At 69.3% G+C, this 17311-nt stretch carries 1 protein-coding gene (running past one end of the window); it reads left to right on the top strand.

Annotated features, from left to right (window positions below; genetic code table 11):
- A protein-coding gene (locus tag NMI01S_RS10135) for a non-ribosomal peptide synthetase (RefSeq protein ID WP_084512840.1) crosses the window boundary here: on the top strand, positions 1-17311 show its end. Its footprint begins 33050 nt before the window's first position; only the last 17311 of its 50361 coding nucleotides appear in the window; the start codon falls outside the window, past its left edge; its stop codon occupies positions 17309-17311.

The raw sequence follows: 17311 nt of genomic DNA, 5'->3' as shown, positions 1-17311 counted from the left end.
GAACCCGGTGCCGCCGGGTGTCGCGGGTGAGCTGTATCTGGCCGGTGGCGCCCTCGCCCGGGGTTACCAGCGCCGGCCGGGTCTGACCGCGGAGCGGTTCGTTCCCAACCCGTGGGGTGCGCCCGGTACCCGGATGTATCGCACCGGTGACGTGGTCCGCTGGTATGCCGCCCCCGGGGTGCGGGGCGACGATATCGCGCGCGACACGGTGGCGTGGGAGCTCGATTACGTCGGCCGCAGCGACTTCCAGGTCAAGATTCGCGGTTTCCGTATCGAACTCGGCGAGATCGACGCGGTCCTCGGTCAGCATCCGGACGTGGAATTCGCGACCACCATCGGCCGCGAAACCGACGCGGGCGCAACGATTCTCGTGTCGTATGTGCTCGGCGCGCCGGGCACTGCGCCGGATCCGGCACGGCTGACCGATCATGTGGCCGCGGCTCTGCCGCCGCACATGGTGCCGGCCGCGATCGTGGTACTCGACGAGATTCCGCTCACCCCGGTCGGCAAGCTCGACCGCAAGGCGCTGCCCGAACCGCAGCTCGCGCCCCGCGAATTCCGGGCACCGGCCACCGAGGTGGAAGCGATCGTCGCGGCGGTCTTCGCCGAGGTGCTCGGTGTCGACCAGGTGGGTCTGGACGATTCGTTCTTCGCCCTCGGCGGTGACTCGATCCTGTCGATCCAGCTGGTGTCGCGGGCCAAGGCACGGGGCGTGGTCTTCACCCCGCGCGATGTGTTCGAGCGTCGCACGGTCGCCGCGCTGGCCGAAATCGCCACCCGCGGTGGGGATTCGGATGTGCCGCGGTTGGCGGAGCTGCCCGGTGGCGGGGTCGGCGAGATCCCGCTCACGCCGATCATGGCCTCGGTGCTGTCGAGCGGCGCGTCCTACCGGCGGTTCTCGCAGTCGGTGGCGCTGCGGCTACCCGACGGGATCGACCGCGACACCCTGGTCGCGACCATCGCGGCCGTGGTGGACCACCACGACGTGCTGCGCACCCGGTTGCGTGCCGGCGAATCGGCCCCCGGCGGGTGGGTTTTCGAGGCGCTCGAGCCCGGTGCCGTCCGGGTCGATGCCCTGGTGCACCGGATCGACGTCCCCGCGGACGTCGACGCCGCCGCGTTGACCGCCCTGGCCGGCCGCGAGGCCGACGCCGCGCTCGATCGTCTCGATCCCGCCGGCGCGGTGATGCTGCAGTTCGTCTGGTTCGCCTTCGACGCCGAGGGCCGGGCCGCCGGCCATCGCGATGTGCTGCTGGTCGTCGCCCACCACTTCGTGGTCGACGGTGTGTCCTGGCGCATCCTGGTGCCGGACCTGGCCACCGCCTGGTCGCAGCTGATCGCCGGGCAGCCGGTGGCACTGCCGGCCAACGGGACGTCGATGCGGCGCTGGGCGCATGCCCTCGTCGATGCGGCGCACAGTGCGGAGCGGGTCGCGGAACTGCCGTTCTGGCAGGAGGTCTGCGCGACTCCGGATCCGCTGCTCGGATCTCGTGCCCTCGACCCGGCGGTCGACACCATCGCCACGGTGGAGCAGGTGGAGGTCTCCGTCTCCGCCGAGGTGACCGATGCGGTCCTGACCGCCGCACCGGCCCTGTACCACGGCGGCGTCAACGACGGCCTGCTGTCGGCGCTGGCGATGGCGGTTGCCCGCTGGCGCCGGGAATCGGTCGACAAGGTGCTGGTCCACCTGGAAGGCCACGGTCGTGAGGAAGAGGTGGCGCCCGGCGCCGACCTGTCCCGCACGATCGGCTGGTTCACCAGTGCCGGCCCGGTGCGGCTCGACCTCGCCGGCGCCGACCTGAACGACGCCTTCGCGGGCGGAAATGCCCTGGGCGACATCGTGAAATCGGTGAAGGAGCAGTTGCTCGCGGTGCCGGACAAGGGCATCGGCTACGGCTTGCTGCGGTATCTGAACGCCGAAACGGCCGCGCACCTCGGCGACAGCGCTCAGATCAGCTTCAACTACCTGGGCCGGGTCGCGACAGGTGCGACCGCGGAAACCGGCGACCTCGCCGCGCAACTGCGCGAACTGGGCTGGGCACCGGTCTCGGATCTGGGTCAGTTCGAAGCCGCCGGTGATGCGGATATGCCCGCCCACGGCGTCGTGTCGATCAACGCGATCGTCACCGACGGTCCGGACGGTCCGCAGCTCGGTGCCTCGTTCGCCTATCCGTCCGGGCTGCTGAGCCGGGAGCGGGTGCAGGAGTTCGCCGATCTGTGGACGGCCGCGCTCACCGCACTGGCCGAGCATGCCCGCCGCCCGGAGGCCGGTGGTCTCACTCCGTCGGATCTGCCGCTGGTCCGAGTCGGCCAGTCCGAGATCGTGAAGTGGGAACGCGAATACCCGTCGCTGTCGGACGTGTGGTCGCTGTCCCCGCTGCAGTCCGGTCTGCTGTTCCACGCGCTGCTGACCCAGTCGACGGTCGACGTCTACACCATGCAGGCGACTGTCGAACTGACCGGCGCGGTGGATGAGCAGCGGCTGCGTGCCGCCGCCCAGGCCATCCTCGATCGGTACCCGAACCTGCGCACCGCCTTCGTCACCGATGCGGACGGCCGTGCGGTTCAGGTGGTCCTCGATCGGGTCGAGGTGCCGTGGCGGTCGGTGGATCTGACCGATCTGCCGGAGCCGCAACGAATTCCGGAACTGCAGCGGCGCGGTGCGGCCGATCGTGAGCACCACTTCGATCTGGCCGAGCCGCCGCTGATGCGGTTCACCCTGTACCGGACCGGCGCCGACACCTGGCAGCTGGCGATCACCACCCACCACATCCTGCTCGACGGCTGGTCCATGCCGCTGTTGATGCGAGACATGTTGGTGCTGTACGCCGTTCGTGGCGATCAGGCGGCCTTGCCGCGGATCCCGTCCTACCGCAACTTCCTGGTCTGGCTCGCCGAGCGCGACCGCGCGGAATCGCTGCGGATGTGGACCCGCACCCTGTCCGGCGTGACGGAACCGACCCAGCTGGTCACGCAGGCCAAGCGCAGCGCCGACGAGCAGGACGAGATCGGCAAGCTGATCGTCGCCATCGACGCCGAGCGCACCGCGCACATCGGCCGCCGGGCGGCCGAGCTGGGTGTCACGGTGAACACCCTGGTCCAGGCGGCGTGGGGCATTCTGCTCGGCCGTCTGACCGGGCGCTCGGACGTGGTCTTCGGCACCACCGTCTCCGGACGTCCGGCAGACCTGCCGAATATCGAGTCGATGGTGGGCCTGTTCATCAACACGCTCCCGGTGCGGGTGCGGATCGACGACCACCGGTCCATCGCCGACTTCCTGACCGGGCTGCAGGGCGAACAGGCCGATCTGCTCGATCACCACTACATCGGGCTCACCGAGATCCAGCAGGCCGTGGGCGCCGGCGCGCTGTTCGACACGCTGCTGATCTTCGAGTCCTATCCGATCGACAGCGACTCCATCGCCGCGGCGAGTGCCATCGACGGTATGGCCGTGACGGGTGTCCGGGTGGACGACAACACCCACTACCCGCTCACCCTGCTGGTGACGGCGGAGTCGACGATCGAGCTCGCGCTGAAGTACCAGGTCGGCAGCTTCTCCGCCGAACAGGCGCAGACGCTCGCGGACCGGCTGATCGGGGTGCTCGAATCGCTGCTCGGTGATCCCGCCACGCAGGTGGGCGAGCTCGACATCCTGGTCGACGCGGCCGAACGCGAACGGATCGTGGTGGAGTGGAACGACACCGCCCACCCGATCGAGCCGCAGCTGCTGCTCGACGGTTACCGCGCGGCGGTGGCCGCGCATCCGGATCGGATCGCGGTCTCCCACGAGGGCGTCGAACTGACCTATCGCGAATTCGACGAGCGGGTCAACCGGCTCGCGCGCCTGCTGATCGAGCGGGGTGTCGGAGCGGAATCCCTGGTCGCGCTCTCGGTGCGGCGTTCGCTCGACCTGGTCGTCGGGATGTACGCGATCATCACGGCCGGCGGTGCCTACGTGCCGCTGGATCCGGATCATCCGGCCGAGCGGATCGGGCACGTGCTGGAGACGGCGCAACCGGTCTGTGTCCTCACCACCACCGCCGACGCGGTGCCGGTGCCGGACGGACTCGACGTGGTCACCATCGACTCCGCCGACCTCGCCGCCTTCGACGCGTCGCCGGTGCGTGCGGACGAAATGCTGCGTCCGGTCCGGCCGGAGAACCCGGCCTACGTGATCTTCACGTCGGGCTCGACCGGCCGCCCCAAGGGTGTGGCGGTGTCCCACGCGGCGATCCACAACCAGATCACCTGGATGCTCGCCGAGTACCCGATGACCGCGGACGACGTGTATCTGCAGAAGACCGCGACGACCTTCGACGTGTCGCTGTGGGGCTACTTCATGCCGCTGCGGGTGGGTGCGACCCTGGTCGTCGCCACGCCGGACGGTCACCGCGATCCGCTCTACCTCGCGGAAACCATTGCGGCGCAACGGGTTACGGTCACCGACTTCGTGCCGTCGATGCTCACCGTCTTCGCCGCGCACACCCCGGCCGGGTCGATCCCGACGCTGCGCGACATCTTCGCGATCGGTGAGGCCCTGCCGCCGGAGACGGTCGCGGCCGTGGGCGCGGTGTCCGATGCCGTGGTGCACAACCTCTACGGCCCGACCGAAGCCGCCGTGTCCATCACCTACTGGCCGGCCACCGGCGCCGAAACCGGCGTCGTGCCGATCGGCCGCCCGCAGTGGAATTCGCAGGTATACGTGCTGGATTCGCATCTGCGGCCGGTGCCCGCGGGTGTGGTGGGCGAGTTGTATCTGGCCGGTGACCAGCTGGCTCGCGGTTATGTGAGCCGGGCCGACCTGACCGCGGACCGCTTCGTCGCCGACCCGTTCGGCGCCGGTACCCGGATGTATCGCACCGGTGACCTGGTGCGCTGGCGCGCCGACCGCAGCGCGAGCGGCGGCGATGGTGTGCTCGAGTACTTGGGCCGCACCGACTTCCAGGTGAAGTTCCGCGGTCAGCGCATCGAGCTGGGCGAGATCGAATCCGCGCTGCTGCTGCAGCCGTCGGTCAGCCAGGCGGTGGCTCTGGTGATGGATTCGGAGCTGGGTGATCAGCTGGTCGCCTACGCCGTGCCGGTGCCGGGCGCGCGGATCGATCAGGCCGAGCTGCTCGCCGCGATCACGCAGGTGCTGCCGAGTTACATGGTGCCCGCGGTGATCGTCGAACTCGACGCCTTCCCGCTCAACACCAGCGGCAAGCTGGACCGCAAGGCCCTGCCGGCGCCGACGTTCACGCGTTCCGAATTCCGGGCCCCGAGTACACCGATCGAGGAGATCGTGGCCGGGATCTTCGCCGACGTCCTCGGCGTCGCCCGGGTCGGTGTGGACGACGACTTCTTCGCCCTCGGCGGTAACTCGCTGATCGCGACTCAGGTCGTCGCCCGCCTGGGCGCCGCGGTGGACAGCCGGGTGCCGATCCGCACGCTGTTCGAGATGCCGACGGTCGGCGCCCTCGCGGCGGCGATCGAAAAGCAGTCGCGCGGTGCGCAGGTGGCCGAACTGGGCACCCTCGCCCGGCCGGATCGCATTCCGCTGTCGCTGGCGCAGCAGCGGATGTGGTTCCTCAACCGCTTCGACCCGGATTCGACCGCCTACAACGTGCCGATGGCGCTGCGGCTCACCGGCGAGCTGGACGTGGCGGCGCTGCGTGCCGCGCTCGGCGATCTCGTCGACCGGCACGAGGTGCTGCGGACGATGTACCCGGAGACCGACAGCGGACCGGTGCAGCTGATCCTGCCGCCAGGGTCGGGCGTGGTCGAACCCGAGCAGCGGGTGATCGCCGCCGACGCGGTCGTCGACGCGGTGACCGAATTCTTCGGTACCACCTTCGACGTCACCGGCGAGGTGCCGATCCGGGTCGCGCTCTACGAGATCGGCGAGCGCGATCACGTCCTGGCCATCGTCATCCACCACATCAGCGGTGACGGTTCGTCGGCCGGACCGATGACGCGGGACCTGATGACCGCCTACGCCGCCCGGTCGGCGGGCGAGGTGCCGGACTGGGCGCCGCTGCGGGTCCAGTACGCCGACTACAGCATCTGGCAGCGGGAACTGCTCGGCAGCGAGGACGATCCGGAATCGATTGCGGCACAGCAGCTCTCCTACTGGACCGAGACGCTGGCCGACCTGCCCGATCAGCTGGACCTACCGGCCGACCGGCCGCGCCCGGCGGTGCAGTCGTTCGCCGGTCGCAGCGTGGACGTGCAGATCGACAGCGATACCCACGCCGCGCTGGTCGACCTCGCCCGGTCCGAGGGTGCGACGCTGTTCATGGTCGTGCACACGGCGCTGGCGGTGTTGCTGGCTCGCCTGTCCGGTACCGACGACATCGCGATCGGTACGCCGGTCGCGGGCCGTGGTGAGGCGGCGCTCGACGATCTGATCGGTATGTTCGTCAACACCCTGGTTTTCCGGACCCGGGTCGACGGCGACACCGCGTTCACGGATCTGCTCGCGCGTCAGCGGGAATCGGATATCCAGGCCTTCGCGCATGCGGACGTGCCGTTCGAGCGCCTGGTCGAGGTGCTCAACCCGGTGCGGTCGACGGCGCGGCATCCGCTGTTCCAGGTCGGCCTGTCGTTCCAGAACCTGGCGCAGACCAGTCTGGAACTGCCGGGCCTGACGGTCTCCGGACTCGGCGCCGAAACCGAGGTGTCGCAGTTCGACCTGCATCTGATCGTGTTCGACCGTTACGACGAGTCCGGCGCGCCGGCCGGTATCGGCGGACACTTCACGTACGCGACCGATCTGTTCGACGCCGAGACCGTGGCGGGCTTCGCCGACCGGTTCGTGCGTCTGCTCGCGGCGATGGTCGCCGCGCCGCGCACCGCGGTCGGTGATCTCGACCTGCTCGAGGCGACCGAACGCCGGGAACTGATCGCCGGTCACAACGCCACCGATCACCCGGTCGATCCGGACGCGACGCTGGTCTCGCTGCTCACCGACCGCATCGCCGCGACGCCGGACGCGATCGCGCTGGTCGGGCCCGACGGCGGCACGGTGAGTTACGCCGAACTCGGTGCACGGGCGAACGGGCTGGCCCGCCACCTGATCTCGCTGGGTGTCGGACCGGAATCGCGGGTGGCGCTGGCCCTGCGCCGCTCGGTGGATCTGGTCGTGGCGATGTATGCGGTCACCATGGCCGGCGGCGCCTATGTCCCGGTCGACCCGGATCAGCCGGCCGAGCGCACCGATTACATCCTGCGCACCGCGGCACCGGTCTGCGTGCTGACCGGCTCCGAAATCGGGTTCGACACCGAGGTGGCGCCGCTGGTTCGCATCGACGAACTCGGTGATCTCGACACGACGCCGCTGTCGGCCGACGAGCGGACCGCGGTCGTGCGACCGCAGCAGACCGCGTATGTGATCTTCACGTCGGGTTCGACCGGCCGCCCCAAGGGTGTGGCCGTGTCGCACGGCGCGATCGTGAACCAGTTGCTCTGGGCGGTCGACGCATTCGAGCTCGGTGCCGACGACGCCGTGCTGTTGAAGACGGCGGCGACCTTCGACCTGTCGGTCTGGGAGTTCTGGACCGCGGTCGTCTGTGGTGGGCGACTGGTCGTCGCCACGGCCGACGGACATCAGGATCCGGAGTACCTGAACGCGCTGATGCGCCGGGAATCGGTCACCACACTGCATGTGGTGCCGTCGATGCTCGACGCATTGCTCACCGAATCCGGTGGGGCGCTGCCGGATTCGCTGCGGCGGGTGCTGGCCATCGGTGAGGCGCTGCCTGGTGCGACGGCGCAGCGGTTCCGCCGCGCCAACACCGCGGGGCTGTTCAACCTCTACGGTCCGACCGAGGCCGCGGTCTCGGTGACCAGTCACGAGGTCACCGCCGCCGACACCGGTTCGGTGCCGATCGGCGCTCCCGAGTGGAATACCCGGGTGTTCGTGCTGGATTCGCGGCTGCAGCCGGTGCCGCGCGGTGTCGCGGGCGAGTTGTATCTCGCCGGCGCGCAGCTGGCGCGGGGCTATTTCGGTCGCGCGGATCTGACCGCCGAGCGGTTCGTCGCCAACCCGTTCGAGCCCGGCACCCGGATGTACCGCACCGGTGACCTGGCGGCCTGGACTGCCGCGGGTGAACTGGACTACCGGGGTCGCGTGGACTTCCAGGTGAAGATCCGTGGCTTCCGCATCGAGCTGGGGGAGATCGAGGCCGCTCTGCTGGCCCTGCCGCAGGTCGGCGCGGCCGCGGTGATCGCGAAGTCCGATCAGCGCCTCGGCGATCGGCTGGTCGGCTATCTGGTGCCGGCCGTCGGCTCCGATCTCGATGTGGCGCAGGTGAATTCGGCTCTGCAGGAGGCGCTGCCGTCGTACATGGTGCCGGCCGCCTTCGTCGTGCTCGATGCGTTGCCGCTCAACGTGAACGGCAAACTCGATCGCAAGGCGCTGCCGGATCCGCAGTTCGAGGCCACGCCGTACCGGGCGCCCTCGACGGCGGCCGAACGGATCGTCGCCGAGGTCTTCGCCGATGTGCTGGGTCGCGACGACATCGGTATCGACGACGACTTCTTCGGTCTCGGCGGTAACAGCATCCTGTCGATCCAGGTGGTGTCGCGGGCCAAGGCGCGCGGCGTGCGGTTCACCGCGCGGCACGTGTTCGAACGTCCCACCGTCGCGGGTCTGGCCGCGGCCTCGGTGGAAACCGATCTGGACGAGCCGGAGCTGCCGACCGGGCCGCTGGTGGAGCCGGATCCGGCCGATCTGCGGCGCTGGGAGCAGACCTACCCCGGCCTGGTCGAGGTGTGGCCGCTCTCGCCGCTGCAGTCCGGCCTGCTGTTCCACGCGATGCTGACCTCGTCCGGGGTCGACATCTACACCCAGCAGGCGGTGATCGACTTCACCGGTGCCCTGGACGCGCAGCGGCTGCGGGCCGCGGCGCAGGGCCTGCTCGACCGCTACGACAACCTGCGGGTGGCCTTCACCTCGGACGCCGAGGGCCGGCCGGTGCAGATCGTGCTGGACCAGGTCCGGGTGCCGTGGCGCGAGGTCGATCTGACCGAACTGCCCGACACCGAGCGGGCAGCCGAACTGCAGCGGGAGTTTCAGCAGGAGCGGTCCCGGCACTTCGATATGGCGACCGCGCCGCTGGTCCGCTTCGCGCTGTACCGGACCGTCGCCGCGGACGGCGCGCAGCCGCTGTGGCGCCTGGCGATCACCGCCCACCACATCCTGTTCGACGGCTGGTCGATGCCGCTGTTGATGCGGGATCTGCTGGTGCTCTACGCCGTGCACGGCGATCGGAGCGCCCTGCCCGAACTCACCTCCTACCGGGACTTCCTGGCCTGGTTGTCGATTCGCGATCGCGACGAGTCGATGCGGGTGTGGGGCGAGGCGCTGGCCGGCGTCGACGAGCCGACCCTGCTCGCGGGCGAGGCCAGGACGGCCGAAACCTACGAGGTGGGCAAGCACCGTGTCGTGCTCGACGCCGAGACCACCGGCCGGATCAGCCGGCGGGCGGCCGAACTCGGGGTGACCGTCAACACCGTGATGCAGGCGGCGTGGGGCCTCCTGCTGGGCCGGATGACCGGGCGTGACGACGTGCTGTTCGGCGCGACCGTCTCCGGTCGCCCCGCGCAGCTGCCGGGTATCGAATCGATGGTCGGTCTGTTCATCAACACGCTCCCGGTGCGGGTGCGCGTCGACGGTCAGGCGACCCTGGGCGAACTGCTCACCCGCCTGCAGGGTGAGCAGGCCGCTCTGCTCGATCACCACTACCTGGGCCTCGCCGATATCCAGCAGGCCGCCGGTGACGCGGTCGAATTCGATTCGCTGCTGGTCTTCGAGTCGTATCCGGTCGACAAGGACGCCATCGCGGCGGCCAGCGCGATCGACGGGATGTCGGTGGCGGGTGTCGACTTCGTCGGCAACACGCACTATCCGCTGACCCTGATGGTGACCGCGGAATCGGTCATCGAGATCGGGCTCGAATACCTGACCAGCCGCTTCACCGAACACGAGGTGGCCGATCTGGGGACGCGGCTGGTCCGGGTGCTGACCGCACTCGCCGGCGCCGCCGATGCCCGCGTGGCCGATGTCGATGTGCTGCTCGGCGACGAGGAAGCCCACCGCATCCTCGTCGAGTGGAACGACACCGGCGTACCGGTCGAACCCGGCCTGTTGCTGGACGGTTACCGCCGCGCGGTCGCCGACTATCCGGACCGGGTCGCGGTCTCCTACGAGGGCGACGAACTGACCTACCGGGAATTCGACGAGCGGGTGAATCTGCTCGCCCGCCGGTTGATCTGGCAGGGCGTGGGCCCGGAATCGCTGGTCGGCCTCGCGCTGCGACGCTCGCTGGATCAGGTCGTCGGCATGTACGCGATCGTCGCCGCCGGTGGCGCCTACGTGCCGCTGGATCCGGATCATCCGGCCGAGCGGATCGCGCACGTGCTGGAAACCGCGCAGCCGGTCTGCGTGCTGACCCGGACCGCGGATGCGGTGCCGGTGCCCGCGGGTGTCGAGGTCATGAACCTCGACACCGTGGATCTGGACGGCTTCGACACCACTCCGATCCGCGAGGGCGAGCTGGTGGCGCCGATCCGTCCGGACAACCCGGCCTACGTGATCTTCACGTCGGGTTCCACCGGCCGGCCGAAGGGCGTGGTGATTTCGCACGCCACGATCCACAACCAGATCAGCGTCATGCTGGCGCAGTATCCGATGACCGCCGACGACGTCTACCTCGAGAAGACGCCCACCACGTTCGACATCTCGCTGTGGGGCTACTTCATGACGTTGCGGGTGGGCGCGAAGCTGGTCGTGGCCACCCCGGACGGTCATCGCGATCCGCTGTACCTGGCGGAAACCATTGCCGCGCAGCGGGTCACGATGTCCGACTTCGTGCCGTCCATGCTGACGGTGCTGGCCGCGCACACCCCGGCTGGATCGATTCCGTCGCTGCGGACGATCTTCGCCGCCGGTGAGGCGTTGCCGCCGGAAACGGTGGCGGCCGTCCACGCGATCGGTGACGCGCAGGTGCACAACCTCTACGGGCCCACCGAGGCGACCGTGAGTGTGACGCACTGGACCGCCACCGGAGCGGAGGCGGTGAGCGTTCCGATCGGCCGTCCGCAGGGCAATACTCGGGTCTACGTGCTGGATCGCTGGCTGCGGCCGGTGCCCGCCGGCGTGGTCGGTGAGCTGTATCTGGCCGGCGATCAGCTGGCTCGCGGCTATGCGCAGCGCCCGGACCTGACCGCCGAGCGGTTCGTGGCCGCGCCGTTCGGGCGCGGTGAGCGGATGTACCGCACCGGCGACCTGGTGCGGTGGCGCGAGATCGATGGTGTGGGTGTCCTGGATTACCTGGGCCGCACCGACTTCCAGGTGAAGTTCCGCGGTCAGCGCATCGAGCTGGGTGAGATCGAATCGGTGGTGCTCGCGCAGCCGTCGGTCAGCCAGGCCGCCGCGCTGGTGGTGGATTCGGAGCTGGGCGACCAGCTGGTGGTCTACGCGGTGCCGAAGCCGGGCGAGCGGCTCGACCAGGCGGTCCTGCTCGAGGCCGCGGCCCAACAGTTGCCGTCCTACATGGTGCCGTCGCAGGTCATCGAGCTGGCGGCGTTCCCGCTCAACCCGAGCGGCAAGCTGGATCGCAAGGCGCTGCCCGCGCCGACGTTCAGCCGCCGGGAGTTCCGGGCGCCCGCCACCCCGATCGAGGAGATCGTGGCCGGCGTGTTCGCCGAGGTGCTCGGTGTCGAGCGGATCGGTGCCGACGACGACTTCTTCGAACTCGGCGGCAACTCGCTGATCGCGACCCAGGTTATCGCCCGGGTGTCGACGGCGGTCGGTACGCGGATCGCGGTACGGGCGCTGTTCGAGCGGTCGACGGTGGCCGGTTTCGCCGCGGCGATCGAATCGCACGCTCGCGACTCCGATGCGCCCGCGCTCGGCAGTCTGCCACGGCCGCAACGGATTCCGTTGTCGCCGGCGCAGCAGCGCATGTGGTTCCTGAACCGGTTCGATCCGGATTCGGCCGCCTACAACATGCCGATCGCGGTGCGGTTGACCGGTGTGCTCGATGTCGCGGCGCTGCGCGCGGCGATCGGCGATCTGGTGGCCCGTCACGAGGTGCTGCGCACGATCTATCCGCTCGGCACCGACGAATCCGGTGTGGCCACGATGGATCCGGTGCAGGAGATCCTGCCGGTGGGTCACGCGGTGCCGGAACTGGAGCTGCGGACGGTCACCTCGGCCGACCTGGAGGCGGCGCTGTTGGAGGTGGTGTCGACCTCGTTCGACATCACCGCCGAGGTGCCGCTGCGAGTGGTGCTGTTCGAACTGACCGATGTGCGGCCCGAGGGTGATCAGCCCGCGGCACGTGAGTACGTGCTGTCGATGGTCGTCCACCACATCGCCGGGGACGGTTCCTCGATGGGACCGATGACCCGCGATGTGATGACCGCCTATGCCGCCCGTTCGATCGGTGAGGCGCCCACCTGGCAGCCGCTACCCGTCCAGTACGCCGACTACAGCGTCTGGCAGCGGGAGTTGCTGGGCTCCGAGGACGATCCGGAGTCGTTGGCCGCCAAGCAGATCGCGTTCTGGACCGAGGCCCTGGCCGATCTGCCGGATCAGCTGGATCTGCCTCTGGATCGCCCGCGGCCGGCCAACCAGTCCTATCTGGGCGCATCGGTCGCGGTGGAGATCGACGCCGAGCTGCACCGGGCGCTGGTGGAGCTGGCGCGCGAACGTGGCGCCACGCTGTTCATGGTGGTGCACACCGCGTTCGCGTTGTTGCTGGCGCGGTTGTCGGGTACCGACGACATCGCCATCGGTACCCCGATGGCGGGTCGCGGCGAGCGCGAGCTCGACGATCTGATCGGTATGTTCGTCAACACCCTGGTGTTCCGCACCCGGGTCGACGGCGGTGAGTCGTTCGCCGCGCTGCTGGGCCGGCAGCGCGACTCCGACCTGCAGGCCTTCACCCATGCGGACATTCCGTTCGAGCGGCTGGTCGAGGTGCTCAACCCGGTCCGGTCGACGGCGCACCACCCGCTGTTCCAGGTCGGCCTGTCGTTCCAGAACCAGGGCCAGGCGAGCCTGGAGCTGCCCGGACTGAGGCTGTCCGGCGTCGAACTCGATACCGAGGTGTCGCAGTTCGACCTGAACCTGCTGGTCACCGACGGTTACGACACCTCGGGTGCGCCCACCGGCATCACCGGTGCGCTCACCTTCGCCACCGCCGTCTTCGACGAATCCACCGTGCGCGGATTCGTGGACCGGTTCGTGCGGATTCTGCGCGGCATCGTCGCCCGGCCGGAGCTGGCCGTGGGCGAGCTGGAAATTCTCGATGCGGACGAGCGTCGTGAGCTGGCGGCCCGCAACGAGACCGCCCACGAGACCGATCGCACGGCGACGCTGGTGTCGCTGCTGCGGCAGGCGATGGCGGCGGCACCGGAAGCGGTGGCGTTGACCGGGCCCGAGGGCGAACAGGTCAGCTACGGCGAACTGGCGGCGCGGGTGAATACCCTTGCCCGGCACCTGATTTCGCTGGGCGTGGGTCCGGAGACCCGGGTGGCGCTGGCCATGCGCCGCTCTGTCGACCTGATGGTGGCCGTGTACGCGGTGGCCACGGCCGGCGGTGCCTATGTGCCGATCGACCCCGATCAGCCGGTCGACCGCATCGGCTACATCCTCGACACGGCCGCGCCGGTGCGCGTGCTGACCAATGCCGAGACCGGATTCGCCACCGAGTTCGCACCGGTGCTGACGATCGACGAACTCGACCTGTCGGCGTACTCCGCCGCCGAGATCACCGACGCCGACCGGACGGCGCCGCTGCGCCCGGACAACACGGCCTACGTGTTGTTCACCTCCGGCTCGACCGGCCGCCCGAAGGGTGTCGCGGTCCCGCACGCCGCCATCGTCAACCAGATGCTCTGGCTGGCCGACGAATTCGAGCTCGGGGCCGACGATGTGGTGCTGCTGCAGGCACCCGCGACCTTCGACATCTCGGTGTGGGCGTACTGGTCCCCGGCCGTCACGGGCGGCCGCGTCGTGATCGCTCGCGACGGTGGTCAGCGCGATCCGGCCTACCTGAACGAGCTGATGGCCTCCGAAGCGGTGACCAGTCTGCATCTGGTGCCGTCGTTGTTGGATGCGCTGCTGATCGATTCCGGTGGGGCACTGCCGGATTCGCTGCGGCAGGTGCTCACCATCGGTGAGGCGTTGCCGGCGGCGACCGCGCAGCGTTTCCTCGGCGCCAGCCGGGCCGGGCTGTACAACGTGTACGGTCCGACCGAGGCAGCGGTGTCGATCACCAACCATCGGGTGACCGAGGCCGACCAGCTCTCGGTATCGATCGGCGGGCCGGAGTGGAACAGCCGGGTCTATGTCCTGGATTCGCGGCTGCGTCCGGTGCCGGACGGCGTCGCCGGTGAGCTGTATCTCGGCGGCGTGCAGTTGGCGCGTGGCTATTTTGCCCGCCCGGATCTGACCGCGGACCGGTTCGTCGCCGACCCGTTCGTCGCGGGAGAGCGGATGTATCGCACCGGTGACCTGGTGGCCTGGACCGCGTCCGGCGAACTGGATTACCGCGGCCGCACCGACTTCCAGGTCAAGATCCGTGGTTTCCGCATCGAGCTGGGCGAGATCGAGGCAGCCATCCTCGCACTCGGCACCGTCGCGCGGACCGCGGTGCTGGCGAAGACGGACGAGCGGCTGGGCGACCGGCTGGTCGCCTATCTGGTCCCGGCCGACGCCGAGACCGGTGTCGATCCGGATGCGATCGCGGCGGCGCTGACCGAGGCCCTGCCGTCGTACATGGTGCCGTCGGCCTTTGTGGTGCTACCCGAGTTGCCGCTCAACAGCAGTGGCAAACTCGACCGTAAGGCCTTGCCGGAACCCGAATTCCAGACCACGGCGTACCGGGCTCCGTCGACTCCGGCCGAGCAGGTGCTGACCGAGATCGTCACCGAGATGCTCGGCAACGACGAGATCGGTGTCGACGACGACTTCTTCGCCGTCGGCGGAAACAGCATCCTCTCGATCCAGCTGGTGGCGCGGGCGAAGGTGCGGGGCGTGCACTTCGGTGCCCGAGACGTTTTCGAACGTCGCACCATCGCCGCACTCGCCGCCGCGGCCGAGCTCGGCGATCGCGGACCGCTCGAATTGCCGACCGGTCCGCTGGTGGAGGTCGATCCGGACGATTTGAGTCGCTGGGAACGGGAGTATCCGGGCCTGGTCGAAGTGTGGCCGCTGTCGCCGCTGCAGTCGGGTCTGCACTTCCACGCGATGATGACCCAGTCCACGGTCGATGTGTACGGACAGCAGGCGATCATCGCCTTCGAAGGAGCGCTGGAGGTCGAGCGGTTGCGCGCGGCCGCCCAGGCCATGCTGAACCGCTACGACAACCTGCGGGTCGCCTTCACCGTCGACCACGACGGCCTGCCCGTGCAACTGGTGCTCGACCAGGTCGACGTCCCGTGGCAGGAAGTGGACCTCACCGGTCTGCCGGCCGCCGAAGGCGAGGCGAGACTGCGGGAGCGGCTCGCCGAGGATCGCAGCACGCGCTTCGACATGGCGATCGCACCGCTGTTGCGGTTCACGCTGTACCGGGTCGGCTCCACCGAGGCGCAGCAGTGGCAACTGGCGATCACGGCGCATCACATCGTCTTCGACGGTTGGTCGATGCCGCTGCTGATGCGCGATCTGCTGGTGCTGTACGCCACCGCCGGTGACGTGACCGCGCTGCCCGCGGTGAACTCGTATCGCGACTTCCTGGCCTGGTTGTCGACCCGCGATATCGAGGATTCGCTGCGGGCGTGGCAGCAGGCGCTGGCCGGGGTCACCGAGCCGACTCAGCTGGCTCACCAGGCGCAGTCGGCGGAAACCTACGGTTCCGACAAGTGGTTCACCGAACTCGACACCGCGTTGACGCGGCGGCTGAACAAGTTCTGCGCCGACCTCGGCATCACGGTGAACACCCTGGTGCAGGCCTCGTGGGGTCTGCTGCTCGGGCGGTTGACCAACCGTGAAGACGTGGTCTTCGGTGCGACCGTCTCCGGTCGTCCACCGGAGTTGCCCGGGGTGGAGTCCATGGTCGGCATGTTCATCAACACCCTGCCGGTCCGGGTGCATCTCGATGATCGGGCAACGGTGGCGGAAATGCTCACCGCTCTGCAGCGGGAACAGGCCTCCCTGTTGGACCACCACTATGTGGGCCTCACCGATATCCAGCGGGTGAGCGGGCCGGCCGCGGCCTTCGACTCGCTGGTGGTCTTCGAGTCCTATCCGGTCGATCGCGAGTCGATCGAGGCGGTCACCTCGATCGACGGCATGTCGGTGACGGGTGTCGACTTCGCCGGCGCGACGCACTATCCGATGACCCTGTGGGTCACCGCGGAAGCGACCATCGGTCTGAACCTCGAGTATCTGACCAGCCGTTTCTCCGAATCGGACGTGCGCACACTCGCCGAACGACTGGTCCGGGTACTCACCGCGCTGGTGGACGATCCGCAGCGGTCGGTGGGCGCGGTCGACATCCTCGATCAGGCGGAGCGCGCCCGTATCCTCGCGGAGTCGCGGGTCGCCACCGCACCCGACCCCGAGCCGACCCGGATCGGTGCCCGGACGGTGGCCGCCGCGCTGGCCGAGGTGGTCGAAGCGGACCCACAGGCACCGGCACTGCTGGCCGGCGACGCGGAAACCGCCTACCACGAGGTCGATTCCCGCTCCTCGAAGCTGGCGCGGGTGCTGATCAGCCGGGGTGTGGGGCCGGGCGACATCGTCGCGGTGGCGCTACCGCATTCGGTGGACGCGGTGATCGCCTTGTGGGCCGTCCAAAAGGCCGGTGCGGCGGCGCTGTTCGCCGCAGGGCTCTCCTTCGGTGACATAGTTTCCGCCGGAGCCGGATTCGGGATCGCGCTGGAGCCGGCTGCCAAGTCGGTGCGCTGGCTGGTCCCGACCGACCCCAAGGTGCGCGCGGAAATCGATGCGGCACAAGCGCATCCGGTTTCCTACGCCGACCGGGTACGGACGCTGCAGGACGACCACCCGGCGTTCGTGGTCCGCGCGGCGGATGGCGCACTGCGCACCCTGACCCAGGAGCAGGCCCTCCAGCACGCGGACACCCTGCGCGACGAGTACGAGATCGATTACGAATCGACCACGTACACCACCGCGGCAGCGGGTCCGGCGGCGCTGGCGGAATTCCTGGTCGCCGCGACGGCCGGTGCCCTGTCGGTACTGCCCACCGGCGATATCGGTAGCGACCTGGCCGAGGGCGAGGTGAGCCACTGGTTCGCCCCAGTGGGCGAGTCGACCGAGGCGGCCGGCGACGAGGTCCGGGTGATCGTCGCGGAGTGA

The sequence above is a fragment of the Nocardia mikamii NBRC 108933 genome (assembly GCF_001613505.1).
GTDB lineage: Bacteria > Actinomycetota > Actinomycetes > Mycobacteriales > Mycobacteriaceae > Nocardia > Nocardia mikamii.
The sequence above is the reverse complement of the archived record's forward strand: the minus strand, read 5'-3'. Positions and strand labels throughout refer to the sequence as shown.